We start from the raw sequence: 25354 nt of genomic DNA, 5'->3' as shown, positions 1-25354 counted from the left end.
CGTGAGTGCCGCAGCCAAGCCTTTCACCCTGACCATCGTCAACGGCAACCGCGCCAGGATCGAGGCGGCGGTCGCGCCGCAGACGCCCGTAGCGGTGGACGACCACGCCGCACGGGTTGGCGCGCGCGCGGGTCTGGTGGCGACCTATGCCAGCCTGCTCGGCATGGGCATTGCGCAGACCGACGTGGCCGAAACCATGCAGCAGCGTCTGCCCGCGCAGGGCGACAAGGCGCAAGAGGCGCAGGTCATTGCCACGCTGTTGCGGCAGGCGGGTCTGGTGGTCACCTTGCAGGCCGATACCGATCTGGCCCATCAGGCGCTGCCGGCGCTTTTGTATATGTCGTCGGGGCAGTTGCTGTTGGTCATAGGGCGCAACCGCGACGACCTGGTGGTCTATGACACCACCTGTCCCGACAACCGCGCGCTGGTGCCGCTGGCCGATTTTGCGCCGTTCTTTGGCGGGCTGGCCGTGCGGGCCGAGATGCCCATCGACACGGTTGCGGCCCTGCACAAGACCGCGCAAAAACCGCAGCACTGGTTCTGGGGTCAATTCGGTCGCTTCCGTCGCCAGCTGGCCGAAGTGGCGCTGGGGTCTTTCGTGGCGAACCTGCTGGCCGTGGCGGTCGCGCTGTTTTCGCTACAGGTTTATGACCGGGTGATCCCGCACCAGTCCGAAGCGACGCTTTGGGTGCTGGCGGCGGGGGCCGGTCTGGCGCTGCTGATGGAGGCGTTCATCAAGGTGGCGCGCGCGCAGCTGATGGATGGCGCGGGCCGCCAGATCGAACTGTCGGTGCTCGAGATCCTGATGCGGCGCATTCTGGGCATGCGCAGCGACCGGCGGACGCAGTCGCCGTCGGATCTTTTTTCGTCGATGCGCGAATTCTCCAGTGTGCGCGAATTTTTCACCGCCTCGACCATCGGTACGCTGGCAGATATTCCGTTCATCTTTGTCTTTCTGGCGCTGGTGGCGTCGATTGCAGGCAATGTGGTGTGGGTGCTGGTGCTGGGCGGGGTGCTGATGGTGGTGCCGGGGTTCTTCATGCAGCGCCGGATGATCCGCCTGACGCAGGAAACGCAGGGCGCCAATGCCAAATCCTCGCGCCTGCTGCACGAGGCGATCTTCGAGCTGGACACGATCAAGACCCAGCGCGGCGAGGACCGTGTGGCGCGGCTTTGGCACGAGCTGACGACCCTGTCGGCGGTCAAGTCTTCCCAGCAGCGCAAGCTGGCCTCGGCCCTGACGTTCTGGAGCCAGGGCGTGCAGCAGGCGACCTATGTCGCGGCCGTGATCATGGGAACTTATCTGGTGTTTGCGGGGCAGTTTACCGTCGGCTCCATCATCGCGACGGGGATTTTGACCAGCCGCACGCTGGCTCCGCTGACACAGCTGGCCGGCACGATGGCGCGCTGGGGCAACGTGAAATCCGCGCTGGACGGGTTGGAGCATGTGGCCGGTGCGGCGCAGGATGCCGACCCCGAGCGCAGTTATTTGCGGCGTGACCAGTTGAGCGGCCGGTTCGAGCTGCGCGATGTCACGTTCCGCTATATCGAAGAGGGGGCACCGACGCTCGATCTGCCGGGGATCAACGTGTTACCCGGCCAGCGGATCGCGGTTCTGGGGGCCAACGGGTCGGGCAAGTCGTCGCTTTTGAAGCTGATGTCGGGCCTTTATGCGCCCACGACCGGACGGGTGTTGATCGACGGCACCGAGATGGGTCAGATCGAGCCGCGCGATCTGCGCCGGTTGATCGGGTATCTGGGTCAGGACGTGCGGCTTTTTGCCGGTACGCTGCGCGACAATCTCAACCTCACGATGCTGGAGCGCGACGACGACCGGTTGATGGCGGCGCTTGATTTCGCGGGGCTTGGCGATTTTGTCAGGAACCACCCGCGAGGGCTCGATCTGGAGATACTGGACGCGGGGCAGGGGTTGTCGATCGGGCAGCGCCAGTCCATCGGCTGGGCGCGGTTGTGGCTGCAGGACCCCAAGATCTGTTTGCTGGATGAACCGACGGCCGCGCTGGACCAGACGCTGGAGCGCGCGCTTGTCGGCAGGTTGGAGACCTGGATGGCGGGCCGCACGGCGGTGATTGCCACCCACCGCGCGCCAATCCTCGGCCTGACGGACCGCACGCTGGTGCTGGCCAACGGACGGCTGAGCGTGGACGGGCCGAAGGATCAGGTGCTGGCCCATCTCAACACCATCAAGGAGGGCGCCGCATGACGGCCACGCCGCAAGAAACCGACATGGATGCCCATCTGGCGCGCCAGATGCGCGGCCCGTCGATGGTGGTCTGGCTGTCCGGAGCGGCGGTTCTGGTTTTCGTGCTGTGGGCGGCTTTTGCTTGGGTCGACGAGATCGTGCGGGCCGAAGGGTCGATGATATCCAGTTCGCGCCCGCAGATCATCCAGAACCTCGAAGGGGGTATTCTGGCGGAGCTGGCCGTGGGCGAGGGCGATGTTGTCGAAAGCGGTGCGGTGCTGGCGCGGCTGCACGGGACGCAGTTCCAGTCGTCGGTCGATGACTTGCAGGACCAGATCAGCGCCTTTGAAATCCGCCGGCTGCGGCTGGAGGCGGAGATCGACGGCAACCACACGTTTGACGTGCCGGACCAGTGGGCGCGCCGGACGCCCGACATCGTGGCATCGGAGGCCGCACTCTTGCAGGCCCGCCAGTCGGATTTCGTGTCGAGCGTGGAGGGCGCGCGGCAGGTGCTGGCGCAGGCCGCCACCGAGCGCGACCTTCTGGAGCGGTTGCTCAAGAACAAGATCGTCTCGCTGATCGAGGCGACGCGCGCGCGCAAGGCCTATGCCGATGCCAAGATAAAATACGACGAGGTCGTGACCCGCACCGAGCTGGACCGCGCGCAGGAGTATTCGGATGTGCTCAAGGAACTCGCGACCCTGCGCCAGAACCTCAAGGCCAGCACCGACCAGTTGAACCGCACGGTTCTGCGCAGCCCCATGCGCGGCATCGTCAACAACCTGAGTGTGACCACCATTGGCGGCGTCGTGCGCCCCGGCGAGGAGATATTGCAGATCATCCCGCTCGACGAAGAGCTGTTTGTCGAGGCGCGCATCCGGCCCGAGGACATTGCCGGTGTGCGCCCCGGACAGACCGCGACGGTCAAGCTGTCGGCCTATGACTACACGATATTCGGCAGCCTGAGCGGTGAGGTGAAGCTGATTTCGGCCGATACGTTCAAGGACGACCGCGCCCGTGACCCCGATGGCGATCCGCACTACAAGGTGACGCTGGCGGTGGATACCGACAATCTGAGCGCGCGGCAGGCGTCGCTGGAAATTCGCCCCGGCATGCAGGCCTCGGTCGAGCTGCACACCGGGTCCAAGACGGTGCTGCAATACCTGATGAAGCCGCTCTACAAATCCAAGGAAGCGTTCCGCGAACCCTAGGGCGCGTCAGTGTCGAGCCAGATGGTCACCGGCCCGTCGTTGACCAGTGCCACCGACATGTCCGCGCCGAATTCGCCCGTGGCCACCGGCACGCCCAGTGTTTCGAGGTGGGCGGCAAAGTGCAGGTAAAGCGCCTTGGCCACGTCGGGTTTGGCTGCACCGGAAAACCCCGGACGGTTGCCGCGGGAGGTATCGGCGGCAAGGGTGAACTGGCTGACCACCAGCGCGCTGCCGCCGGTTTGTGCAAGGCTCAGGTTCATCTTGCCCGCGTCGTCCTTGAACAGCCGCAGTTTGGAAATCTTGAGCGCCAAAGCCTCGGCGGTGGCAGTGTCGTCACCGGGCATGGCGCAGACGAGAATGACCAGACCGGCGTCGATTTCACCGATGACGCGGCCCCCGACCGTGACGCTTGCCGCGCCCGCGCGTTGGATCACCGCCCTCATGCGGTGACCCAATCGACGACATCGGCGGGATCGGCGCGGTGGGTCCGAAAGCCGTTGGCGGGGTGGTCGGTATCGGCGTAGCCCAGCGAGATGGCGCAAAGGATCAGGCGGTCGTCGCCGATGCCCAGCTCGGTACGCAAGAGCGGCGCGTAGGCGGCGATCGCGGCTTGCGGGATGCTCGCCACACCCGCCGCCGTGGCCGCGAGTGTGAAGGCGGTGACAAAGCCGCCGCAATCCATCGCGCCGTAGGGGCCAAGCTCGGCGGGGCTGTGCACGATGGCCACGTGGGGCGCATCGAACAGCGCGTAGTTGCGCAGCATCTGGGCCTGTCGTCCGGCCCGGTCCGACCGGTCAATGCCCACCGCCTCGTAGAGCTGAAAGCCGCAGGTGCGCCGCCGTTCGGCGTACGCGCCGCTGTAGCCTGTGGGCCAGTCGAGATCGGGGGTCGGCGGGGTGCCTTCGGCGGCGGCGGCCGCGAGTTTGCGGCGCAACCGCTCGGTGCCCTCCGCTTCGGTCAGGCTCAACCGCCACGGCTGCGCGTTGCACCACGACGGGGCGCGCTGTGCGGTCTGCACGATCTGTTGGAGCACCGTCCGGGAGACGGGATCGGGCCGGAAGGCGCGGCACGAATGGCGGGCGGTCATGATCTGGTACAAGGTATCAAGCTGGGTCATTGGTTCACTGCGTAGATATAGCCGGCGATGGCGGCGAGGATCAGGCCGGCGATCACCGCCAGCGTTATCTTGATGGCCGAGAACGGGCGTTCGCCCTGCACGCGCCCGGATTGGCCGTTCACCACGAAGCGGTAGCTTTTGCCACGGTACTTGTACGCCGCGAGCCAGACCGGCAGCAGCACGTGTTTGAAGGTCATGGCGGACATGTCCACATCCATCGCGTGGATGCGCTGGCGGTCGCCGCCGATGTCAAAGGTGACGTCACGCCGGATCATCGCATCCATGTGGACCTTGGCCTCGTCAAAGCCCTCTTCGAGCCCCACGGTGTAGCCTTCGGCGCGAAATCCGGCGAGGTATTCGGGCGCATAGGGCGACAGATCGGCCATGTCCCACGGCCCCAGCGCATCGGTGTAGCGTTTGGGCAGCGAGCGGGAGGCCAGCACCAGCACATCGTCGAAGAACCGCGAAACGCGTCCCGATACGCCCCGCCAGCGCACTTTGGGCACGCGCACCTGCTGGCGTTTGCCATCGCGCATGACGGTGCGGGTTTCGTAGTAGACCGTGCCGCGTTCGCCGCGGTAGCGGGTATCGGTCTGGGCATCGAAGGTCCAGTAGGGGACGTATATCCCTTCCATCCGGCGGCCTTTGCGGGCGTATTGTTGCAGACCGTTGGGCGCGAACCACAGGCCCCCCAGCCAGTCGTTCATGGCCGCGCGCGCGGTTTCTTCGGGCAGGCCGAAGGGCATCACGCCGCGTGGCTTGATGTGCCGGTGCACCCCGCTGTCGATGACGACCGGCGTGGCGCAAAAGGGGCATTCGGTGGATTGGCTGTCGGGGTCGAATTCCACCTCGGCCGCGCAGTTGGGGCATTTGCTGACGCGGGTCTCTTCCATTTCGGCCAGTGCGAGATCTTTGGCCAGCCCGCGGCGCAGGTCGATTTCGGCGATCTGGTGGGGGGCGGCCCAGGGGCTTGCGATGGTTTGGGTATTGCCGCAGTGGTCGCATTGCAGGTGGCCCGTTTGCGGATCATAGCGCAGGTCAGAGCCGCAGGTGTCACAGGGAAACCGGTGTTCTTGCAGAATGGTGGTGGGGGGGGCAGAAGCGGGCAAAGCGGATCCTTGGCGATGGGCCGGTGTCGGGGTTCAAGGGTGTTGCCGCGGTCGCGGCGGTCAAGGGGTCGGTCACAAAAAGCGGTGCAGCGCCTTGGGGGCCATGATGCGCAACGCGTTGTCGCCCAGCCGGACGTGACGCCAGATATGAAACCCCGCATGCCCCACGATCACAAGGCCCAGCAGGTAAAATTGTGCGATGTGCAGCGTGCCGATCAGGTCGTTGGCCGCCCGCCAGCCCATCGGTGGCGCGATGGGCAGCCACGTGCCCGCCCGCAACATCACGGTCGAGCTGAGCCCCAGAAGAAAGCCGCCCACGGCCACCACGAACAGCCCCCAGATGATTGTCAGGTGCAAGGGCCGGTGCAGCCTGCGGGCCCAGCCCTGCAGCTTGGGTCCGGGCCGCGAGGCCAGCCCACGCCGCATCAGACCTGCCGTCCACAACAGGCACAGCGACACGAACACCAGCGCCAGATTTGAATGCAGCGCGAACCAGCCTTTTCCCATCGGCACCACCATATCGGGGGTCACCAGCACGAACCACGCAAACAGCGGGATCATCACGCCGTGCAGCCATTTCAGCCGGGTACGCGGGTGCGGCAGCCGCGCCCGCAGCCGCGTCAGGGCGGATGGTTTCAGAGCCATTTGTGCATCCAGCGCGGCGTGATCAGGTGCAGCGCGTTGTCGTAAAGCGCCATGTGCCGCCAGACATGGAAAAGTCCGTGAAAGGTGCCTGCCGCCAGTGTCACCAACAGCAGCGTCCAGGCATCCAGCAGCGGGAGGCTGCGCCCTGCCAGACGCGCGGCGATGGCGATGGCGGTCAGGATCAGCAGCAGATGCAGGGCGCGGTGCATCCACGGGTAGGCCTGACGCAGGGGGGCGGAGAGTTTCGGGCCCGGTCGCGCCTGCATCCCGCGCCGGAGTGTCAGCGCGCCCCATGCCGCGATGAGTGCGACAAACAGCGCCAGAACCCACGGGTGCGACACACCGCCCTTGACCATCGTCAGCACCAGAAAGAACGCGCCCCAGTGCAGGGCAGAGACCAGGCCGCGGCGCATGTGCTCAGCTGCCCGGCGGCGGCGGCGGCAGAACGGTGAAGAGCTGTGCAAGCTCCGCGACGTCTTCGGCCTTCATCCAGCCGTCCTGTCCTGGTGTCCAGACATAGGTTTCGCGCGACAGCTCCCCCTCGGCGGCCATGCGGCCAAGGCGGGCCTTGGAAAACGGGCCGCTGGTCTGGCCGCTGACGGCGATGTGCCAGACGTGTTCGACCGGCGGGGGCGGAGGGGGCAGGTGCCCTGCCGGTGCCGCCGCGGCCTGCATCTGCGGACGCGCGCCCCACGGCCCGCCCTGCGCGGCCTGCGCGCCGATCTGCATCCCCAGCCCGGCGCCCAGCCCCGTCTGGATCGCGGCCGCACCGGCCCCGTCGCGGCCCAATGCCTCGGCGGCCTGAAACTGCATATATTCGTTGAGATTGCCGATCACACCCATTGACGAGCGCTTGTCCAGCACCTCTTCCACGGCGGGGGGCAGCGAGATGTTCTCGATATAGAGTTCGGGCATCGCCAGACCGTATTCGGCCAGCTGGCCCGCGATCTCACCGCCCACCAGTTGGCCCAGTTCGCGGGTATTGGCGGCCATGTCCAGCACCGGGATCTGCGCGCGCGCGATGGTGCGCGAGAATTCCTGCACGATGATGTTGCGGATCTGGTAGCTGATTTCGTCCATTGTGAATTCGCCGTCGGTGCCGACGATTTCGCGCAGGAACAGCGCGGGGTCGCTGACCCGCACGCTGTAGGTGCCGAAGGCCCGCAGCCGCACGGGCCCGAATTCGGGGTCGCGCACGATCACGGGGTTCTTGGTGCCCCATTTGAGATCATTGAAGCGGGTGGTGTTGACGAAATAGATTTCCGATTTGAACGGGCTTTTGAAGCCGTGATCCCAATGTTGCAGGGTCGTCATGATCGGCATATTGTTGGTTTCGAGCATGTAGAGCCCGGGCGTGAACACATCCGCAAGCTGGCCTTCGTGCACAAAGACCGCCGCCTGACCTTCGCGCACCGTGAGCTTGGCGCCGTATTTGATGGCGTGGCCTTCGCGTTCGAACCGCCAGACAAGCGTATCGCGGGTGTCGTCCGTCCAGTGGATGACGTCGATGAATTCACCAGAGAGGAAGTCAAAAATGCCCATGGGGTGTCCTTTGGTCTGGGTGTCGGAGGAAAGGGTAGGCAAAGGGCCGTGCGCGTGCAAGCGGCGCGGTCAGACGGGCCCTGTATCGAGAAGTTCGGAGGCGATGGCGCGGACGGTGGGGCGCGCTTCGTCGGCGCTCAGGCCGGGGCGCAGGCGGTCGTCGTAGAGCATCTTGAGCAGCAACTCGTCGTGGCGCGTCAGCAGGGCGAATTCATCGTCGTCGTTGAAGATGGAGGGCCGCGCCTCGGGGCTGTCGTTGGCCAGCCCCATGCCCTGCGCCAGTTCTTCGTGGATGCACGACAGGCGCAGAAGTTCGGGGTTTTCGGCGCGGATCACGGCGACAGCGGCTGTATAGACATTGGCGCCCGATCCGGCGGCATAGGCGGCGACGACGCAATAGGTATCACGCCGCATGCGCGCGAGCGGCTCGAGGCTGCTGGCGGAAATGCCGGGCACGCGGGCCACCGCTTCGGACAGGGCGGCGGCGCGGTCGTCCTCGCTGGCCACGATGACCACGAAATTGGGGTTGTTGGCGACGGCGACCGGGTGGCCCGTGACGCGGCCCAGCCGTGCGGCGTAGGTGGCGATGTTGGCGCTGTCGCGGGCGCGTTGGGACGGGGGCACGCCCGCGCCGAAGATGATCTGCATGCGCACGGGGCTTTCCCAGCGCCGCATCGGGCTGGCCCCGCCGCGCCCCGAGAAGGAGCCGTCGTATTCATTGAAAAACGCGATCTGTTCGAAATTGCGCGCCAGCATCGCGGAGGTGAAGGGCGCGTCGGTGCCGCCCCCGTCGCGGCGCAGCAGGCCCTGGCTCAGCTGGGCGCGCTGCACCTCGTTGAGATAGCTGCGTAGGGCTGCGCTTTCTTGTGATGTGGGTTGGGCGACGATGATCGGCGCGGGCGCGGGGCGGCGTTCGGCGGGGCGCGCCACGGGTTTGAGAACCGGATCGACCGGCGGCTCCATCAGCGCGCAGGCGCCAAGCGTCAGGGCGCAGAGCGCCACCAGCGCCCTGCTGCTCCGGCCGATGGCTGTGCCGCCGCGCCGCATGGCTCAGCTACCGGCGGGGGCGGATGTTGCGCCCGACTTGGCGGCAGCGAGCGTGTCGCGCAGCTTGCTTTCCATCTCCTGCAGCTCTTTCTCGGCGGCGGCGCGTTTGGCTTTGCCCTCGTCGGCGATCTGCAGCGATTCCTCGATCGTGCCGATCAGATCGGCGTTGGCGGCGCGCACCGCTTCGATGTCGAAGACACCGCGCTCCATTTCCTGTCGGATCACCTTGTTGCTTTCGCGCAGGTTGCGCGCGTTCAAGGTCAGCAGTTCGTTGGTCAGATCGTTGGCTTCGCGCACGGCACCGGCCGCTTCGGCGGAGCGCTGGATCGTCACCGCCTGCGCCAGTTGGGTTTCCCAAAGCGGTACGGTGTTGACGAGTGTCGAGTTGATCTTGGTCACCAGCGACTTGTCGTTTTCCTGCACCAGCCGGATGGAGGGCAGCGATTGCATCGTGACCTGACGGGTGAGTTTGAGATCGTGCACACGGCGTTCCAGATCGTCCCGCGCGGCACGCAGATCGCGCAGTTCCTGCGCTTTCATGACCTGATCATCCTCGGGGGCGGCGTTGACTTCGGCCTCTTTCGCGGGGATCGCGGTGGCGTCGATCTCGGCCAGCTTGGCCTCGCCCGCGGCGATGTAGAGCGCCAGTTCATCGTAGAACTGCAGCGTCTTTTCGTAGAGCATGTCGAGCGATTTGATGTCCTTGAGCAGCGTGTGTTCGTGGCTAAGCAGGTTGTCCGTGATCTTGTCGATCTGGCCTTGCACCTTTTCGAACTTGGCGGTGAATTTCGCGAAAGGCGCGGCCTTGCCCAGCAGTTTTTCCCACCAGCTCTGTTTGCGGCGCACGTCGAGTTCGGAGACCGAAAAGCCGCGGATGGTGGTCACGATGTTGCGCAGGCTGTCGCCGGCGGGGCCGACATCCTTGTTGCGCACATCCGCCAGCATCGACTGGCTGATTTCCTGCAGTTCGGCCTGTGCGGCAGAGCCGAAGCCGATGATGGACTGGGTGTCGTCCATGTCCAGCTCGTCCATGCGGGCGCGGATTTCGGCGCTTTGGGCGGGCGTGGCGTCGTCGAGGGCGACCACCTCATTGGCTTGTTGGGGTTCGGGCAGCACGACGGCGTTGACCTCTTCGACCAATGCGAGCGACTGGGTGGCCTTTTGACGGACGGTATCGGACATGATGTGGTGTTCCCTGTTTCTGGTTGGCGCGCGCTAGTCCAGCCGCACCCCTTCACGTGACAGCCGCTCGCGCAGCACGTCGATTTCAACGGTCAGATCGCTGCGGTCGGCGAGCAGCGATTTACGGTTACGGGCGGCAAAATTCTGGTCGAGATCGTCCAGCAGCGCGAGGTAATCGGCCTTGGCCTGCGGATCGCGGGAGCGCGCGTAGATGTCGGCGAATTTGGCCGTCGCATCGCGGGCGCCCTGTAGGTAGACCCCCAGATACTTGCGCGCGGCGGTCAGATCGCGGGGGTCTTCCTCGACGGTCTGGATCAGGTCACGTGCGGTTTGCACGAATTGCTCCAGCCTGCCGGTGGCTTCGCGGTCGCGGGCGCGCTCGATGGTTTGGCGCATGGTCGTGAGGTGTTTTTCGGCTTCGTCCACCACGCGGGCGACGCGGTCCTGCTGGAAGGTATCGACGCCGTCCATCCCCTTGGAGCGCATCGGGTCGAGCCCGAAGGCCGCCAGATGCAACCCGCCCGCGATGAGCCCGTAGATCACGGCAGAGAGCGGATTTGCGAAACCCGTGTGTGCGCCCACGGCGAGGGTCGCGCCCACGCCGCTGAGCACGGCGGCAAAGAGTTTGCGCGGAATGGCGGGACGGCGGGCGGTTTTGCGCGCCGCAAAGGCCGCTTCGGCGCGCAGGCCCCCGCGCAACAGCCATGCCGCACTGGTCAGCGCCAGCGCGCCCAGAAGCCCCGACGCCATGCCGATGGCCGATCCGGCCCCCAGCACACTGGTCGCGACAAGGATCACGGCGGGCACAAACAGCATATTGGCGCGCGCCCCTGCGGGATCGACGGTGACCCGCGCGCGGCCACGCGGCGCGCCGGGCACCGGGGGCGGCGTGCCTTGGGCCGTATCGCCCTCGGGGCTGTATTTGCCGCCAAACCGTTTTGCCACGCTCAAAGCCCTCCGATCCAGCCGGAGGAGACGCCGATCAGCACGATGATCAGCGCCACGTATGAGATCTTGCGAAACGGTGTTTGTCCCATGGTCCCTCGTTACTTGCGCCCCACGGCGCGCGTGTCAGCCTAACATACGCAGCCGACACCCGTGTTTCTAGTGGCGCTGGCCCGTGCGGCGCTGCGCGTTGAGTTTGCGGGTGTAGCCCGACTGGATGACTTCGACCAACACCAGCACGACGACGCTGAAGTAGAACGTCGTTTTCGACATCGGTACAACTTCATAACCAAAAAAGCGCAGGGCGAGTTCCGGATCGTGCATCGCGTGGGCGGCGGCCTGTCCCGCTTCGCCCAGCAGCACGATGCCGACGATCAGCAGGATGAACAGGCCCAGCACCTCGTACATGCGGTTGGCCTCGAGAAACTGCGTCACCCGTTCGGCCAGCAGCAGCATCGCCAGACCCGACAGGATGATCGCGGTGGCCAGCAGCACGAACACATCCGTGATCGCCAGCGCCGAGAGCACGGAATCGAACGAGAAGATCAGGTTCATCAGCACGATAAGCCCCACCACCTTGGCGGCCGATTTGCCGGATTTCGCCTCGATGTCCGTATCCAGATGTTCGATCGCCAGCATGTGCCCGATTTCCTTGACGGCGGTATACATGATGAAGGCCCCGCCGAGGATGAACACCAGCGTGGCGAAATTGACGCCGCCGGTAAGCACGCCTTCCCAGTTCAGGATGAAGAACGGCTCGGCCATGGCGTCGATCAGGCGGATCATCACGAACAGCAGCACGATGCGCAGGGCCACGGCCAGGATGATGCCCCATTTGCGCACGGCGGCCTGCTGGGCCACCGGCGCGCGTTGGCTTTCGATCGAGATATATAGCAGGTTGTCGAAGCCCAGCACCGCTTGCAAAAAGCAAAGCATCACCAGATTGCCCAGATTTTCGAGTGTCAGCAGGTCTGCCATGAATGTGTCCCCTAATGTCTAGACTGCGGTCGTTTGACGCAGATGTAGCGCAGGGCGGGGGAATTGTGAATTGGCCAGACGCGGGGAAGACGCTGAAAAATTTGTCATTTCCCCGCCGCGGGGCGGATCAGCGCGGTTTGCGCGGACCGCGTGCGGGGCCGGTGCCGCGGGGGCCGCCGGATCTGGGACCGGATTTCGCGCCGGATTTGGGCTGTGGTTTGTGGCCGCCGCGGGGGCCGGGTTTGCCGCCGCGCCGCGCGGGCGCTGCTTCGTCCTCGGCGGGCGGGCGCGGGCGGCCGGGTTGACCGGGCCCGCCAAAGCTGCCCTTGCGCGGGGGGCGGCGTTTGGGATTGAAGGTGACCGTGCGGGGCCGCTCCACCGGAGTGCCAAGCAGGCTGTCGGCTTCGGCCCCCAATTGATCGCGCAGGATCTTGCGGCGGATTTCCTCGACCTCGCCCTGTGGCAGCTGACCGAGCTGGAAGGGGCCGTAGCTGACGCGGATAAGGCGGTTCACACTCAGCCCGATGACGTCCATCGCGCGGCGGATCTCGCGGTTCTTGCCCTCGCGCAGGCCGACCGTGAGCCATGCGTTCGCCCCTTGCTGGCGGTCGAGCGACACATCCATCGGCTGGAACGGCTCGCCATCGGCGATGACGCCCTTGCGCAGCGGCTCGAGCATCTCGTCGGTGGGCCGGCCGTTGACCCGCACACGGTACCGGCGCAGCCAGCCGGTGGAGGGCAGTTCCAGTTTGCGCTTGATCGCGCCGTCATTGGTCAGCAGCAGCAGGCCTTCGGAGTTGAGGTCGAGCCGTCCGATGCTCATCACCCGCGGCATGTCTTCGGGCAGCGCGTCGAATATCGTCTCGCGGCCCTTTTCGTCGCTGGTGGTGGTCACCAGCCCCGTGGGTTTGTGGTAGAGCCACACGCGGGCAGGCTCGGCGGGGCCGACGGGTTTGTCGTCCACCGTGATGCGGTCGGCGTCGGTGACGTTGAGCGCGGGCGAGGTGATGACCTTGCCGTTTACCGCGACGCGGCCCGCTTCGATCATGCGTTCGGCCTCGCGGCGGCTGGCGATGCCTGCGCGCGACAGAACTTTGGCGATGCGGTCGCCGTCGGGGCTGGCCTGCGGTGTGGGGGGCGGTTTTTGTGTCATCCCCGTCCTATAGCGGCACCGACCCACTTGCGAAAGGGACGCTTTTGCCGCCATCAAGGGGCATGCGTTTCACGTCATTCATGGATCAGGCCCTTGCCGAGGCCCGCGCCGCCGCCGCGCGCGGCGAAGTGCCGGTGGGGGCGGTGGTGGTGGACCCGGCGGGCGGCGTGGTGGCGCAGGCGGGCAACCGGACCCGCGAATTGAACGATCCGACAGCGCATGCCGAGATGCTGGCGCTGCGGGCGGCCTGTGCCGCGCTGGGTCAGGAGCGGCTGACGGGGCATGACCTCTACGTCACGCTGGAGCCCTGCGCGATGTGTGCGGGTGCGATTGCCCATGCCCGGATTGCGCGGCTGTATTACGGCGCGCAGGATCCGAAATCGGGCGGTGTGGCGCAGGGCGCGCGGGTCTTTGCCCATCCGCAGTGCCACCACGCGCCCGAGGTGTTCGACGATATCGCCGCGGCCCCGTCGGAGCAGTTGTTGCGGTCCTTTTTCGCGGCGCGCCGCAAGGACGCCGGGCGCTAGAGCCGGATCGCCTTCATCACCTGCGGTTCGATCACGGTGGTGCCGGGCATCACGCCGTTGCGCAGCGCGTCGGCCGATTGCTCGAGCGCGTCGAAGGTGCGGTAGTGGCAGGGGATCACCAGTTTGAAATCGAACCATGTCCGGCAGGCGTAGGCGGCCATTTCCATGTCCATCGTATAGTGCCCGCCCGCCGACAGGATGCCCACGTCGGGTTTGAAGTAATCGGCGATCCAGCCCATGTCGGCCATCAGACCGGTATCCCCCGACAGGTAGATGCACCGCCCTTCCGCCCGCAGGACAAAGCCCGATTCGGAGCCTGTGTAGTGTTTGGTCTGCCCGACGGGGATGCTGGAGGAATGGGAGGCAGGCACCATGCTGGCCGTCGCGCCGGTGCCGATGGGGATCGTGCCCCCCATGTTGAACGCGGCCCCTTCGACGGCGCCCTGTGCGTGCAGGTGCTGGGCAAGCTCGACCATGCCCGAGACGGGAATGTCGGCTTGCGCCGACAGGCTGACGATATCGGCGGTGTGGTCGAAATGGCCGTGGGTCACGAGGATGTGCGTGGCCCCGGCGACGGCATCGGCGTGGCGGTCTGCCGGCAGCATCGGATTGCCGGAAAGCCACGGATCAACGAGGATCACCTGATCCCCGGTTTCGATGCGAAAACTGCCGTGTCCCAGCCAGATAATGTTCATCTTCGGTCCCTTTCATACGCATAACGGCGCCATCTTAACCCCAAGTGCGGGCGCAGGCAGCGGAAACCTGCCGCGGGCGGTCGGGCAGGGCGGTGTTCCCGTTGCTTCTTGCGGGGATGCGCAGGGAAAGGTAGAGGACGGACAAGCAGAAGAGGACATGGCATGTCGATTGATGAAAACACCGCAGCGCGGGTGGCGAAACTGGCCCGCATCAAGGTCGAGCCCGAGGCGTTGCCGGGGCTGGCACAGGAATTCAACACCATCCTCGGTTTCATCGGACAACTGGGCGAAGTGGACATCGACGGCGTCGAGCCGATGACCTCCGTGACGCCGCAGCGGTTGGCCCGTCGCGCCGATGTGGTGACCGATGGCAACCAGCAGGACGCCGTGCTCAAGAACGCGCCGGACGCGCGCGAAGGATTTTTTGCCGTACCGAAAGTGGTGGAATGATGTCTGATCTCAACAAGATGGGGCTTGCCGAGGCCCGCGATGCACTGCGCAAGGGCGATACCAGCGCCACGGAGCTGACGCAGGCCTGCCTGACCGCGATCGAAGGGGCGGGCGCGCTGAATGCGTTTGTCCATCACACCCCCGAGATTGCGATGGAGCGGGCCGAGGCGGCAGATGCGCGTCTGAAGTCCGACGCCGATGCGCCCGCCATGTGCGGTTTGCCCATCGGCATCAAGGACCTGTTTTGCACCAAGGGTGTGCCGAGCCAGGCCGCCAGCCGTATCCTCGAAGGGTTCCGGCCAGAGTACGAATCCACCGTGAGCCAGAACCTCGCGGATGCGGGCGCGGTGATGCTGGGCAAGCTCAACATGGACGAATTCGCGATGGGATCGTCCAACGAGACCTCCGTGTACGGGGATGTGGTCAACCCGTGGCGCCGCGGCAACGAGGACACGGCGCTGACACCGGGCGGATCGTCTGGCGGATCGGCGTCTGCCGTGGCCGCCGATCTGTGTCTGGCGGCGACCGGCACCGACACGGGCGGGTCCATCCGCCAGCCGGCGGCGTTTACAGGCACCGTGGGGATCAAGCCGACCTACGGGCGGTGTTCGCGCTGGGGCGTGGTGGCATTTGCCTCATCGCTTGATCAGGCGGGACCGATGACCAAATCCGTGCGCGACGCGGCGATCATGCTGGAAGCGATGGCGGGATATGACGCCAAGGACAGCACCAGCGCCGATCTGGCGGTGCCGAACTTCGAAGCGGCGCTGACCGGCGACGTAAAGGGCAAGAAGATCGGCATCCCCAAGGAATACCGCATGGACGGGATGCCCGACGAGATCGAAAAGCTCTGGGCCGATGGCAACGCGATGCTGAAAGATGCGGGCGCCGAGATTGTCGACATTTCGCTGCCCCACACGAAATACGCCCTGCCTGCGTATTACGTGATTGCCCCGGCGGAGGCGTCATCGAACCTCGCCCGTTACGACGGTGTCCGCTATGGTCGCCGTGCCACGCTGGACGCGGGCGACGGGATCACCGAGATGTACGAAAAGACCCGCGCCGAAGGGTTTGGCGACGAGGTCCAGCGCCGCGTGATGATCGGGACCTATGTTCTTTCCGCCGGTTTCTACGACGCCTATTACAACCGCGCGCGCAAGGTGCGGACGCTGATCAAGAAGGACTTCGAGGATGTTTTCGCGCAAGGGATCGATTGCATCCTGACGCCGGCGACACCGTCGGCGGCCTTTGGTCTGGGCGAAATGGCGGATGCCGATCCGGTCAAGATGTACCTCAACGATGTCTTTACCGTGACGGTGAACCTCGCCGGTCTGCCGGGGATCGCGGTGCCTGCGGGGCTTGACCGCAACGGTCTGCCGCTGGGCCTGCAGCTGATCGGACGGCCATGGGCCGAGGCCGATCTGCTGTCTTCCGCCTATGCCCTCGAGCGGGCGGCGGGCTTTGTGGCCAAGGCCGACAAATGGTGGTAAACCGAGCGCCAGCTTGACCGCATTGCAGGAAGAATGGAACGATGACAGCGCGAATTTCTATTGCAGTACTTGGGGTTGCCGTGTTGGCCGCCTGCCAGCCGGGTCAGCCCGAGGACAGCCGGTTCGGTGTCGGCTTTGACCAGACATTCGACGCCCAGCGGGCCAACCGGGATGCCGCGCTCGCCCAGAGCAGCGTGCCCGCGCCTGCCGGTGTGAGCGCACAGCCCTTGCCCGCGCCGGGATCGGCGGAGGCGACAGCGGCCCAGACATCGGCGGTGCTGGCACAGACCGACCCCGACGCGGCCGCGCGTCAGGCGGCAGCCGCGGCCAATTCCGGTGTTGCGCCTGTCAATGCCAGCCCGTCCAATCCCGCGCCTGCGGTGCTCGACAGTGCCACGGGCATCAGCCGCGAGAATAACTTCGATGCCGTGTCCGGCCAGCGCAGCATCGAGAGCGATGCACAGCGCATCGCCGCCAACCGCGCGCAGTATCAGGTGATCCAGCCGCAGGCGGTGCCCGAGCGTACCGCCACGGGGCCAAACATCGTGGCCTATGCCCTTGCCACGAGCCATCCTGTGGGCACCAAGCTCTATAGCCGGTTCAGCCTCGCACCCGCGGCCAAGTACAACCGCAATTGCGGCCAGTTCAAACATCAGGATCAGGCGCAGATCGCGTTTCTGGCCGAAGGCGGGCCGGAGCGTGACCCCAAGGGGATGGACCCCGATGGTGACGGTTATGCCTGCACCTGGGACCCCAGCGTGTACCGGAACGTCGCGGGCAGCACTGGCAACGGATGACGCCGGACGCGGGGCGATCGCCCAACTGCGGGCCACGGCGCGACGGGTTGAGGCCATCGCTGATCGTGCTGCATTACACGGCCATGCAAAGCGCCGAGGCGGCGGCGGCCCGTCTGTGTGATCCGGCGGCCGAAGTGTCCGCCCACTATCTGCTGGCCCGTGACGGCACGCTGCTGACGCTGGTGGACGAGAGCTTGCGGGCGTGGCATGCCGGTGCGGGTGAATGGCACGGGCAGGACGACATCAATTCACGCTCCATCGGCATAGAGATCGACAACGACGGGGTGTGCGGCTTTCCCGAAGAACAGATGGCGGCGCTTGAGGATTTGCTGGGCGCAATCATGGCGCGCTGGGACATTCCGCCCGAGGGCGTGATCGGACATTCGGATATGGCGCCGGGGCGCAAGTTCGATCCCGGTCCGCTGTTTGACTGGGAACGTCTCGAGGCGCGGGGCCTTGCCGCACCGCGCGGGACGGCGGACGGGCCGTCGCATGTGGATGCGGCCGCTTTCCGGCGCGCGGCGCGTGCGGCGGGGTACACGGCGGATGTGGATGACGCGGATCTTTTGGCGGCCGTGCGCCTGCGCTACCGCGCCGGGGCCAAGGGGCCGCTTTGTGCGGACGACTTCGTGCCGCTGGGCCACCGCGAACTGTGGGCTTGACCGCGCCCCTCGTGCGGGGCTACTTCGCGCCATGTGCGGAAGGCTGGATGGCCGCTTTGCGGGGCAACCCGCGGGGAGGAAAGTCCGGACTCCAGAAAGAAACGGTGCCGGGTAACGCCCGGGCGGGGCAACCCGACGGAAAGCGCCACAGAAAATAAACCGCTGCGGCCCCCGGGCGGCAGTAAGGGTGAAACGGTGGGGTAAGAGCCCACCGCGCCGCTGGCAACAGGGGCGGCATGGCAAGCCCCACCGGGAGCAATGCCAAATAGGGACCGCGTGCCGGGCAACCGGCGGAGCCTCTTTTGCTCCAGCAGGTCCGGGTTGGCAGCTGTAGCCTTGTCGGTAACGGCAGGGTCAGAGGAATGGTCATCCAGAAGGGGCAACCCTTTGGACAGAATCCGGCTTACAGGCCTTCCGCACATATGAAATACGGGCCTGTCGGAAAATCGGCAGATTTTACGCCACGGGCGCGCTGCGGAGGCCAAATCAGGGTTGACTCGGGGGCTGACCTGAGTAGAACGCAAACCTCAGAGATTACGCGCGCGGCACGGATGTGAGCGTCGCGCAGCACAGGAGAAGATACCATGGCTAAGCCAACCACGATCAAGATCCGTCTGAACTCGTCCGCGGGCACAGGCCACTTCTACGTCACCAAGAAAAACGCACGCACCATGACCGAGAAAATGGTCATCAAGAAATACGACCCCGTTGCGCGCAAGCACGTCGAGTACAAAGAAGGCAAGATCAAGTAAGATCGCCTTTGGTCAATGACCGATTGCAAGGCCGCGCATCAGCGCGGTCTTTTGCGTTTCTGGGGGCTAGCGTTTCTGGGGGCTAGCGGTCCTGCGGGGCGGTGTCGCGCAGGCGGGCGACAAAGCGGGTGATCTCCGCATCTGTCCACGTGCACCGCGCGGCCTTGGTCGTGGCAGGGTGGTGGCGCAGGCCGGTGCCGTCGCGCCACGCGGTTCTGGGCCGGATCGGGCGGGGCGCGAAATTGCCGCCGCAGTTGGGGCAGACGTCGTGCAGGCGCGTCTGCACGCAGTCGGCGCAGAAGGTGCATTCATAGCTGCAGATCCGCGCCTGCGTGCTGTCGGGCGGCAGGGCGCGGTCACATAATTCGCACGAGGGGCGCAGGTGCAGCATCGTCTCTCCTTGGCGCTGCACTGTGGCGGGGCCTGTGCCAAAGATCAATGGAACGGCCCCGGACGCCGCACCGGCAATTTCCCGTTAGCGATAACATCTTTTCTTGACACCGGGGGCGAAACCGCAAAGGAGTATCCGGGAAAGACCCGGCCCGGTTGTGGATCCAATCCGCCCGCGTGTGTGTTTGCCCGAACGGGGCGGCCTGCGCGGTGGCGGGCCGTACCGCATTTACATTCGCAGGAGACGACACATGACAGTCAAAGTAGCCATCAACGGATTTGGACGTATCGGCCGCAACGTGCTGCGCGCCATCATCGAAAGTGGTCGCACCGACATCGAAGTGGTCGCCATCAACGATCTGGGCCCGGTCGAAACCAATGCCCATCTGCTGCGCTTTGACAGCGTGCACGGTCTGTTTCCCGGCACGGTGACGACCACGGAAACCACCATCGACGCGGGCCGCGGCCCGATCGAGGTGACGGCGATCCGAAACCCGGCGGACCTGCCGTGGAGCGACGTGGATGTCGTGCTGGAGTGCACCGGCATCTTCACCAGCAAGGAGGCCTGTCAGGCGCATCTGGAAAACGGCTCCAGCCGGGTTCTGATCTCGGCCCCCGGTAAGGGCGCGGACAAGACTGTCGTCTACGGCGTCAACGACGATGTGCTGACCTCCGACGATCTGGTCGTGTCGAACGCATCGTGCACCACCAATTGCCTTGCGCCGGTGGCGAAGGTCCTGAATGACGCGGTGGGCATCACCAAGGGGTTCATGACGACCGTGCACAGCTACACCGGTGACCAGCCGACGCTGGACACGATGCACAAGGATCTGTACCGCGCCCGCGCGGCGGCGATGTCGATGATCCCCACGTCCACCGGTGCGGCCAAGGCCGTCGGTCTGGTGCTGCCCGAACTGGACGGCAAGCTGGACGGTGTGGCGATCCGTGTGCCGACGCCCAATGTTTCCGTGGTCGATCTGACCTTCGAGGCGGGCAAGGACACAAGCGTCCAAGAGATCAACGCCGCGATCAAGGCGGCGGCAGATGGTCCGCTGAAGGGTGTGCTGAGCTATACGGACATGCCGATGGTCAGCATCGACTTCAACCACAACCCGCATTCGTCGATCTTCCACCTGGACCAGACCAAGGTGCTGGACGGCAACATGGTGCGTATCCTGACGTGGTATGACAACGAATGGGGCTTTTCGAACCGGATGGCGGACACCGCCGTCGCGATGGGCAAGCTGATCTGAGCCACGCCCGCGTGGACGCTTTTGCGCAGACCGGCCCCTGTCACGGGGGCCGGTTTTTTTTGCGTGCAGGGGCAGGGCGGCAGGCCATGAAAAAGCCCGCCGAAGCGATGTGCTTGGCGGGCTTTGGGTCGGTGGTGTGGCGCGCGTTATTCGCGGTTGCCGAAGAGGCTCAGCAGCATCATGAACATATTGATGAAGTTCAGATACAGGCTCAGCGCGCCCATGATGGCGGCTTTGCCAAGCCATTCGGTGTCACCGTGCTGTGCGTGCGCGATGTAGTCCGTCTTGATCCGCTGCGTGTCATAGGCGGTCAGACCGGCGAAGATCAGCACGCCGATGGCCGAAATCGCGAATGTCAGCGCGGGGTTGGGGAAGAAGATGCTGACGATCGACGCAACGATCAGGCCGATCACACCCATGATCAGGAAGCTGCCCCAGCCGGAGATGTCCTTCTTCGTGGTGTAGCCCCACAGCGACAGGCCCGCGAAGGCGATCGAGGTCACAAGGAACACCTGAATGATCGACACGCCGGTGTAGACCAGGAAGATCGAGCTGATCGACAGACCCATCACGAAGGCAAAGGCGTAGAACACCAGTTGCGCCGTCGCGGCGGAGATCCGGTTGATTGCGGCGCTGAAGCCGAAGACGAAGGCCAATGGGGCGAACATGATCACCCACTTCAGCGGCGATGCGTAGATCGCGTAGCCGAGGCTGGTGAGATATTTGTCAGCGCTCAATTGCGCAGAAGCGGCGGCCGGATCGGTCGTGACCGCCAGTCCCGAGATCGCCCATGCGGCTGCGAAAGTGATCAACATACCTACGGACATCGTTCCGTAGACTTTGCTCATGTGTGCGCGCAAGCCTGCGTCGATTGACGCCGCGCGCGTGCCGGCACCTGTCCGGATGGTATTCACGTCTGCCATCTGTAACTCCCTAAATAGCCCCGCGCAGAGGCGCCCGCGCGGTGGTTCGGGTCCAATATCGGGTGCGCAGAGGTGTATTTCAAGGTTTTTCGGTCGGGTTTTCGGACTGTCATGCGTAAAAACCCGCCGATCCGCCCGAAGGGTCAGATTGTGGGCATTTTCGTGTTTTATCTGGGCTTTGCGCCAGTTTCGGGGCCGGATTGTTTCGTGTCGGAGAACAGTCTGGGCCTGACGTGCGGTGGCTGCGACAGGACGTCCCAGCGCAGAGCCACTTCCATCCGGTATGGTGATGGATGGTTGGCGATCAATTCGATATATTGATGTTGCGCCCGTGGTGCGGTAGATTACGCGCCGAACCCAACAAACGCGTGGTGCGAAATGCGTAATCTTGATGTGACAACCTTGCGGTCTTTCATGGCGGTGGCGGATGCGGGCGGTGTCACGCGGGCGGCGGGGATGCTGCATCTGACGCAATCGGCGGTGTCGATGCAGATCAAGCGGCTCGAGGAATTGCTGGACCTGACCCTGCTGGACCGGTCGGGGCGGACGGTGTCGCTGACGGCGCAGGGCGACCAGCTGCTGGCCTACGCCCGCCGGATGGTCGCGCTCAACGACGAGGTGATTGCGCGGCTGACCGAGCAGACGTTCGATGGCACCCTGCGGTTGGGCGTACCGCATGACATTGTGTATCCCGCGATCCCGCAAGTGCTCAAGGCGTTCAACGCGGCCTATCCCAATGTGCGCGTCGTGCTGGAGACATCGCATACGCGGGTGCTCAAGGAGATGTTTGCGCGGGGCGAGTGCGACATCATTCTGACGACCGAAACCGGCGTCGATCCCGGGGGGCGCACGCTCAGCACGCGGCCGCTGCACTGGGTCGGCGCAAAAGGCGGTGCCGCGTGGCGCAAACGGCCGGTCAACCTCGCCGTGGGGCGGTTGTGTTCGTTCCGCCCGACGCTGACACAGGCGCTGGATGCGGCGGCGTTGCCCTGGGACATTCTGGTGGAGACGGAGAGCGACCGTACAATCGAAGCGACAGTCACCGCGGATATGGCAATACACGCCATGATCGAGGGCACCGCGCCGGACCACCTCGAGCGAATCGCGCATGGCGACGCCCTGCCGCGGCTGCCGGATCAGAACATCAATCTGTACAAAGCCGATACGCTGGAGAGCGAAATCAGCCAGCAGATGGTTGAGCGGCTTAGTGCGGCGCTCAATTAAAGGGAGTGCGGATTTTTGATAATCTGCAATATCGGCGGTTTTCCGCCTACTTTTCGGATCGAATCCCCGGGCATGCTTTAAAAACCCCGCGAAATTGAGCCGTTTTGATGCTGTTTCGCATCAACGGCATGTAATGGCTGATGAATTCGCAATTGCGGTTTTGGCGGGCATTTCGCGTGGCGGATATACCGGACAGAGATATCCAGACACGCGAGCGCCCCTGCGCGGGCGCAACCTAACGTCACGTTCTTTTTGGCAACCAAGAGGAGAGTGCGGCGTTATTAATATGATTGCTGAATATCGCAAACGTAGTAAAGTGGTCAGCAACAAAGAGGACTGTTTTGCAACCAACACGGTCGCCAAACGTTCTTATCGTAAGCGCAATGAAGCGTTTGCACGTAAAGAAAGTAGGTCATTATGGCTCATATCGTAGACACGCATGTCGGCAAAAGGATTCGCCAACGACGCTGGCTGATCGGCATGACCCAACAAAAACTCGCGGAACTGGTCGGGATCAAATTCCAGCAGATCCAGAAGTACGAAACCGGCGCGAACCGCGTCAGCGCCTCGCGGCTTTGGGACATTTCCGAAGCGCTGGGTGTGCAGATTTCGTTTTTCTTCGAAGGTGTGCGCGGCAAGGACGAGGTCCAGCCGACCACGCAGGAAAATGTGCCCGACGATCTGATGGGCGACAAGGAAGCAATGGATCTGGTGCGGTCGTATTACGCGATCCCGGAAACCCAGCGCCGCCGTTTGTTTGAACTGGCACGCGTGCTGAGCGACGTCGCCTGATCCGCGGCACAGACAAATTCAAGGCCCCTCTGCCACGCGGCAGGGGGGCTTTTTTATGCGTGGCGGTCGGTCTTGACCCTTGCCAGAAGGGGCGCGACCTGACAGGCCTTTTGCATGACCCATGACCCCCTTTTGACTACCGAACTCGAGCGTGTGGCGCATATGCTGGCGGATGCCGCACGCGACACGATTCTTCCCTATTTCCGCGCGGACACGCTGCAGACGGACAACAAGCTCAAGGGCGGATACGACCCCGTGACCGAAGCCGACCGTGCCGCCGAGCGCGTGATGCGCGATCTGCTGGCCCGCCACAGGCCCGACGACGCGATCCTTGGCGAGGAATACGGGGTGTCGGAGGGCAGCTCCGGTTTGACGTGGGTGCTCGATCCGATCGACGGAACGCGCGGTTTTGTGTCAGGCACGCCGACGTGGGGTGTGCTGGTCGCGGTGGGCACGCAGGACGGGCCGTTCATCGGCATTGTCGACCAACCCTATATCGGTGAGCGGTTTATCGGGACACCGGATGGCGCGCGCCTGCTGCGCGGTGAAACGGCGCGCAAGCTGACAACCGCCCCCGCGCGTGATCTGTCGCAGGCCACCGTATTGACGACCTTTCCCGAAGTGGGCAGCGATGCGGAGCGCCGCGCGTTTCATGCGGTGGCCGAGCGGGCGCAGCTGACCCGCTACGGGATGGACTGCTATGGCTACGCGCTGGTTGCGGCGGGGCAGGTGGATCTGGTGATCGAAGCGGGGCTGGCGGCCTATGACATTCAGGCACCGCTGGCGCTGGTGCAGGCGGCGGGTGGCGTGGTGACCGACTGGCAGGGCAACCCCGCCCATGACGGCGGAACGGCGGTTGCGGCCGCCAACAGCGATATCCACGCGCAGGCACTGGCGATCCTGCAAGAACGGATGGGTGCCGCGTGAAGGGCGACACGCTCCTTCGCGGGATCGACGATCTGCTGACGATGGACGACTGGCGGCGGCACTTGCGGGATGTCGATCTGCTGATCCGGGGCGGGACGGTCGCCGCGATCGGGCCGGACCTGCCGGTGCCCGAGGGGGCCGATGTGGTGGACGCGCGCGGCTGTCTGGTGACCCCCGGTCTGGTCAACACGCACCACCATCTGTACCAGAGCATGACCCGCGCGGTGCCGGGCGCGCAGGATGCGCTGTTGTTTGGCTGGCTGCGCCGGCTTTATCCGATCTGGGCCCGCTTCACGCCCGAGCATTTTTTCGTCTCGGCGCAGGTCGGTCTGGCGGAACTGGCCTTGTCGGGCTGCACACTCAGCTCCGATCATCTCTATCTTTATCCCAACGGTGGGCGGCTGGATGACACGATCCATGCCGCCCGCGATCTGGGCATACGGTTCCATGCCACCCGCGGTGCCATGAGCATTGGCGAAAGCGCGGGGGGCCTGCCGCCCGACAGTCTCGTCGAGGAAGAGGCGGCGATACTGGAGGATTGTATCCGGGTGATCGACGCTTTTCATGACCCTGCCGAAGGATCGATGTGCCGCGTCGGGGTGGCGCCCTGTTCCCCGTTTTCGGTCAGCCGCGATCTGATGCGCGACGCCGCGGTGCTGGCGCGCGACAAGGGCGTCATGCTGCACACGCATCTGGCCGAAAACGAAGAGGACATCGCCTATAGTCTCGAAACCTTTGGCTGCAGACCGGGTGAATACGCCGAAAGCCTCGGCTGGGTCGGCCCCGATGTGTGGCACGCCCATTGTGTGAAACTCGACCCTGCGGAAATCGCCTTGTTCGCGCGCACGGGGACGGGGGTTGCCCATTGCCCCTGTTCGAACTGCCGGTTGGGCAGCGGCATCGCACCGGTCCGTGCGATGCGGGATGCGGGCGTGCCTGTGGGCTTGGGTGTCGATGGATCGGCGAGCAACGACGCCGGCAATCTGGTGGCGGAAGGCCGTCAGGCGATGTTGTTGCAACGCGTGGCCTATGGCGCCGACGCCATGAGCCCGCTCGAGGCACTCGAGATTGCGACCCGTGGCGGGGCCGATGTGCTGAATCGTGCCGATTGCGGACGTCTGGAAGTGGGGAAACGTGCCGATATCGCGGTCTGGGACATGCGCGGGGTGGAAACTGCGGGAAGCTGGGATAAGACATCCTTGTTGCTTGCCGGTCCTACCACGGTGCGTGATCTATTTGTCGAAGGCCGCCGCATCGTGGAACAAGGCCAAATTCTGACATTAGATCTTCATAATTTGCTGGCAAGACAACGCGAGTTGGCAATCGAGTTGGAGTAATGA

Annotated in this window: 28 protein-coding genes and 1 other RNA gene; 15 read left to right on the top strand and 14 right to left on the bottom strand. The window is 64.8% G+C overall.

Annotated elements, in window-relative coordinates:
• The first annotated feature begins 1 nt into the window (after position 1).
• On the top strand, positions 2–2224 hold the full coding sequence (locus K3756_RS12840) for an ATP-binding cassette domain-containing protein (RefSeq protein WP_259987969.1): 2223 nt from the start codon (positions 2–4) through the stop codon (positions 2222–2224).
• Positions 2221–3414 (top strand): HlyD family efflux transporter periplasmic adaptor subunit, encoded by a 1194-nt coding sequence (locus K3756_RS12835; RefSeq protein ID WP_259987967.1) that lies wholly within the window; start codon positions 2221–2223, stop codon positions 3412–3414. The genes K3756_RS12840 and K3756_RS12835 overlap by 4 nt, the downstream gene beginning before the upstream one ends.
• Here K3756_RS12835 and dtd read toward each other — a convergent pair.
• The 11 genes from dtd to K3756_RS12780 all read right to left on the bottom strand — a co-directional run bounded on the left by dtd (position 3411) and on the right by K3756_RS12780 (position 13132).
• Positions 3411–3857, bottom strand: coding sequence for a D-aminoacyl-tRNA deacylase (gene dtd / locus K3756_RS12830; RefSeq protein ID WP_259987964.1), 447 nt, complete (start codon positions 3855–3857; stop codon positions 3411–3413). The genes K3756_RS12835 and dtd overlap by 4 nt on opposite strands.
• Positions 3854–4531 (bottom strand): nitroreductase, encoded by a 678-nt coding sequence (locus K3756_RS12825; RefSeq protein WP_259987962.1) that lies wholly within the window; start codon positions 4529–4531, stop codon positions 3854–3856. The genes dtd and K3756_RS12825 overlap by 4 nt, the downstream gene beginning before the upstream one ends.
• Positions 4528–5640 (bottom strand): TFIIB-type zinc finger domain-containing protein, encoded by a 1113-nt coding sequence (locus K3756_RS12820; protein ID WP_259987960.1) that lies wholly within the window; start codon positions 5638–5640, stop codon positions 4528–4530. Before K3756_RS12820 ends, K3756_RS12825 begins: the two co-directional genes overlap by 4 nt.
• 72 nt (positions 5641–5712) lie before the next feature.
• Positions 5713–6285: a cytochrome B gene (locus K3756_RS12815; protein ID WP_259987958.1), complete on the bottom strand. Its 573-nt coding sequence runs from the start codon at positions 6283–6285 to the stop codon at positions 5713–5715.
• Complete coding sequence (locus K3756_RS12810) at positions 6276–6698, bottom strand: hypothetical protein (RefSeq protein ID WP_259987957.1); 423 nt, start codon at positions 6696–6698, stop codon at positions 6276–6278. The genes K3756_RS12815 and K3756_RS12810 overlap by 10 nt, the downstream gene beginning before the upstream one ends.
• 4 nt (positions 6699–6702) lie before the next feature.
• Positions 6703–7827, bottom strand: coding sequence for an SPFH domain-containing protein (locus K3756_RS12805; protein WP_259987955.1), 1125 nt, complete (start codon positions 7825–7827; stop codon positions 6703–6705).
• Positions 7828–7896: 69 nt separating this feature from the next.
• Complete coding sequence (locus K3756_RS12800) at positions 7897–8874, bottom strand: DUF2927 domain-containing protein (RefSeq protein WP_259987953.1); 978 nt, start codon at positions 8872–8874, stop codon at positions 7897–7899.
• A 3-nt stretch (positions 8875–8877) separates the two neighbouring features.
• Positions 8878–10056: a toxic anion resistance protein gene (locus tag K3756_RS12795; RefSeq protein ID WP_259987951.1), complete on the bottom strand. Its 1179-nt coding sequence runs from the start codon at positions 10054–10056 to the stop codon at positions 8878–8880.
• Between the two features lie 33 nt (positions 10057–10089).
• Entirely contained in the window at positions 10090–11001 is a 912-nt protein-coding gene (locus K3756_RS12790; protein ID WP_259987950.1) for a 5-bromo-4-chloroindolyl phosphate hydrolysis family protein, read from the bottom strand.
• Positions 11002–11160: 159 nt separating this feature from the next.
• Positions 11161–11979 (bottom strand): TerC family protein, encoded by an 819-nt coding sequence (locus K3756_RS12785; protein ID WP_259987948.1) that lies wholly within the window; start codon positions 11977–11979, stop codon positions 11161–11163.
• A gap of 127 nt (positions 11980–12106) precedes the next feature.
• Positions 12107–13132 (bottom strand): pseudouridine synthase, encoded by a 1026-nt coding sequence (locus K3756_RS12780; protein WP_259987946.1) that lies wholly within the window; start codon positions 13130–13132, stop codon positions 12107–12109.
• 62 nt (positions 13133–13194) lie between these two features.
• Between K3756_RS12780 and K3756_RS12775 the strand changes: the two genes are divergently transcribed.
• On the top strand, positions 13195–13659 hold the full coding sequence (locus tag K3756_RS12775) for a nucleoside deaminase (RefSeq protein ID WP_259987944.1): 465 nt from the start codon (positions 13195–13197) through the stop codon (positions 13657–13659).
• On the opposite strand, the gene K3756_RS12770 is transcribed toward K3756_RS12775, so the two are convergent.
• On the bottom strand, positions 13656–14354 hold the full coding sequence (locus K3756_RS12770; RefSeq protein WP_259987942.1) for a metal-dependent hydrolase: 699 nt from the start codon (positions 14352–14354) through the stop codon (positions 13656–13658). The genes K3756_RS12775 and K3756_RS12770 overlap by 4 nt on opposite strands.
• A gap of 162 nt (positions 14355–14516) precedes the next feature.
• Between K3756_RS12770 and gatC the strand changes: the two genes are divergently transcribed.
• From gatC to rpmG, 6 genes are all read left to right on the top strand, one after another.
• Complete coding sequence (gene gatC / locus K3756_RS12765) at positions 14517–14804, top strand: Asp-tRNA(Asn)/Glu-tRNA(Gln) amidotransferase subunit GatC (protein WP_259987940.1); 288 nt, start codon at positions 14517–14519, stop codon at positions 14802–14804.
• Positions 14804–16294, top strand: a complete 1491-nt coding sequence (gene gatA, locus K3756_RS12760; RefSeq protein ID WP_259987938.1) for an Asp-tRNA(Asn)/Glu-tRNA(Gln) amidotransferase subunit GatA — start codon at positions 14804–14806, stop codon at positions 16292–16294. Before gatC ends, gatA begins: the two co-directional genes overlap by 1 nt.
• Positions 16295–16335: 41 nt before the next feature.
• Positions 16336–17091, top strand: a complete 756-nt coding sequence (locus K3756_RS12755; RefSeq protein ID WP_259987936.1) for a hypothetical protein — start codon at positions 16336–16338, stop codon at positions 17089–17091.
• Positions 17088–17753: an N-acetylmuramoyl-L-alanine amidase gene (locus K3756_RS12750; protein WP_259987935.1), complete on the top strand. Its 666-nt coding sequence runs from the start codon at positions 17088–17090 to the stop codon at positions 17751–17753. The genes K3756_RS12755 and K3756_RS12750 overlap by 4 nt, the downstream gene beginning before the upstream one ends.
• Positions 17754–17788: 35 nt before the next feature.
• Positions 17789–18175, top strand: an RNA gene (gene rnpB, locus K3756_RS12745) — RNase P RNA component class A.
• Between the two features lie 162 nt (positions 18176–18337).
• Positions 18338–18505, top strand: coding sequence for a 50S ribosomal protein L33 (gene rpmG / locus K3756_RS12740; RefSeq protein ID WP_007119221.1), 168 nt, complete (start codon positions 18338–18340; stop codon positions 18503–18505).
• A gap of 82 nt (positions 18506–18587) precedes the next feature.
• Here rpmG and K3756_RS12735 read toward each other — a convergent pair whose 3' ends face one another.
• Entirely contained in the window at positions 18588–18896 is a 309-nt protein-coding gene (locus tag K3756_RS12735) for a DUF1272 domain-containing protein (protein ID WP_259987934.1), read from the bottom strand.
• A 250-nt stretch (positions 18897–19146) separates the two neighbouring features.
• On the opposite strand from K3756_RS12735, the gene gap reads away from it, so the two are divergent.
• A complete protein-coding gene (gene gap / locus K3756_RS12730; protein WP_259987932.1) occupies positions 19147–20148 on the top strand; it encodes a type I glyceraldehyde-3-phosphate dehydrogenase in 1002 nt (333 codons plus the stop codon).
• Between the two features lie 146 nt (positions 20149–20294).
• Here gap and K3756_RS12725 read toward each other — a convergent pair whose 3' ends face one another.
• Positions 20295–21071, bottom strand: a complete 777-nt coding sequence (locus tag K3756_RS12725; protein WP_259987930.1) for a Bax inhibitor-1/YccA family protein — start codon at positions 21069–21071, stop codon at positions 20295–20297.
• Between the two features lie 378 nt (positions 21072–21449).
• Between K3756_RS12725 and K3756_RS12720 the strand changes: the two genes are divergently transcribed.
• The 5 genes from K3756_RS12720 (at position 21450) to K3756_RS12700 (ending at position 25351) form a co-directional block, all read left to right on the top strand.
• Positions 21450–22295 (top strand): LysR family transcriptional regulator, encoded by an 846-nt coding sequence (locus K3756_RS12720; protein ID WP_259987928.1) that lies wholly within the window; start codon positions 21450–21452, stop codon positions 22293–22295.
• A gap of 133 nt (positions 22296–22428) precedes the next feature.
• On the top strand, positions 22429–22728 hold the full coding sequence (locus tag K3756_RS12715; protein ID WP_259987926.1) for a hypothetical protein: 300 nt from the start codon (positions 22429–22431) through the stop codon (positions 22726–22728).
• Complete coding sequence (locus K3756_RS12710) at positions 22713–23087, top strand: helix-turn-helix domain-containing protein (RefSeq protein ID WP_259987924.1); 375 nt, start codon at positions 22713–22715, stop codon at positions 23085–23087. The genes K3756_RS12715 and K3756_RS12710 overlap by 16 nt, the downstream gene beginning before the upstream one ends.
• Positions 23088–23201: 114 nt before the next feature.
• Positions 23202–24014 (top strand): histidinol-phosphatase, encoded by an 813-nt coding sequence (gene hisN, locus K3756_RS12705; RefSeq protein ID WP_259987922.1) that lies wholly within the window; start codon positions 23202–23204, stop codon positions 24012–24014.
• A 41-nt stretch (positions 24015–24055) separates the two neighbouring features.
• Positions 24056–25351 (top strand): 8-oxoguanine deaminase, encoded by a 1296-nt coding sequence (locus K3756_RS12700; RefSeq protein ID WP_409202442.1) that lies wholly within the window; start codon positions 24056–24058, stop codon positions 25349–25351.
• Positions 25352–25354 lie beyond the last annotated feature (3 nt).

Source organism: Sulfitobacter sp. S190, from assembly GCF_025141935.1.
GTDB lineage: Bacteria > Pseudomonadota > Alphaproteobacteria > Rhodobacterales > Rhodobacteraceae > Sulfitobacter.
Note: the sequence above shows the minus strand (reverse complement) of the source record. Positions and strands in the feature narration are given on the sequence as shown.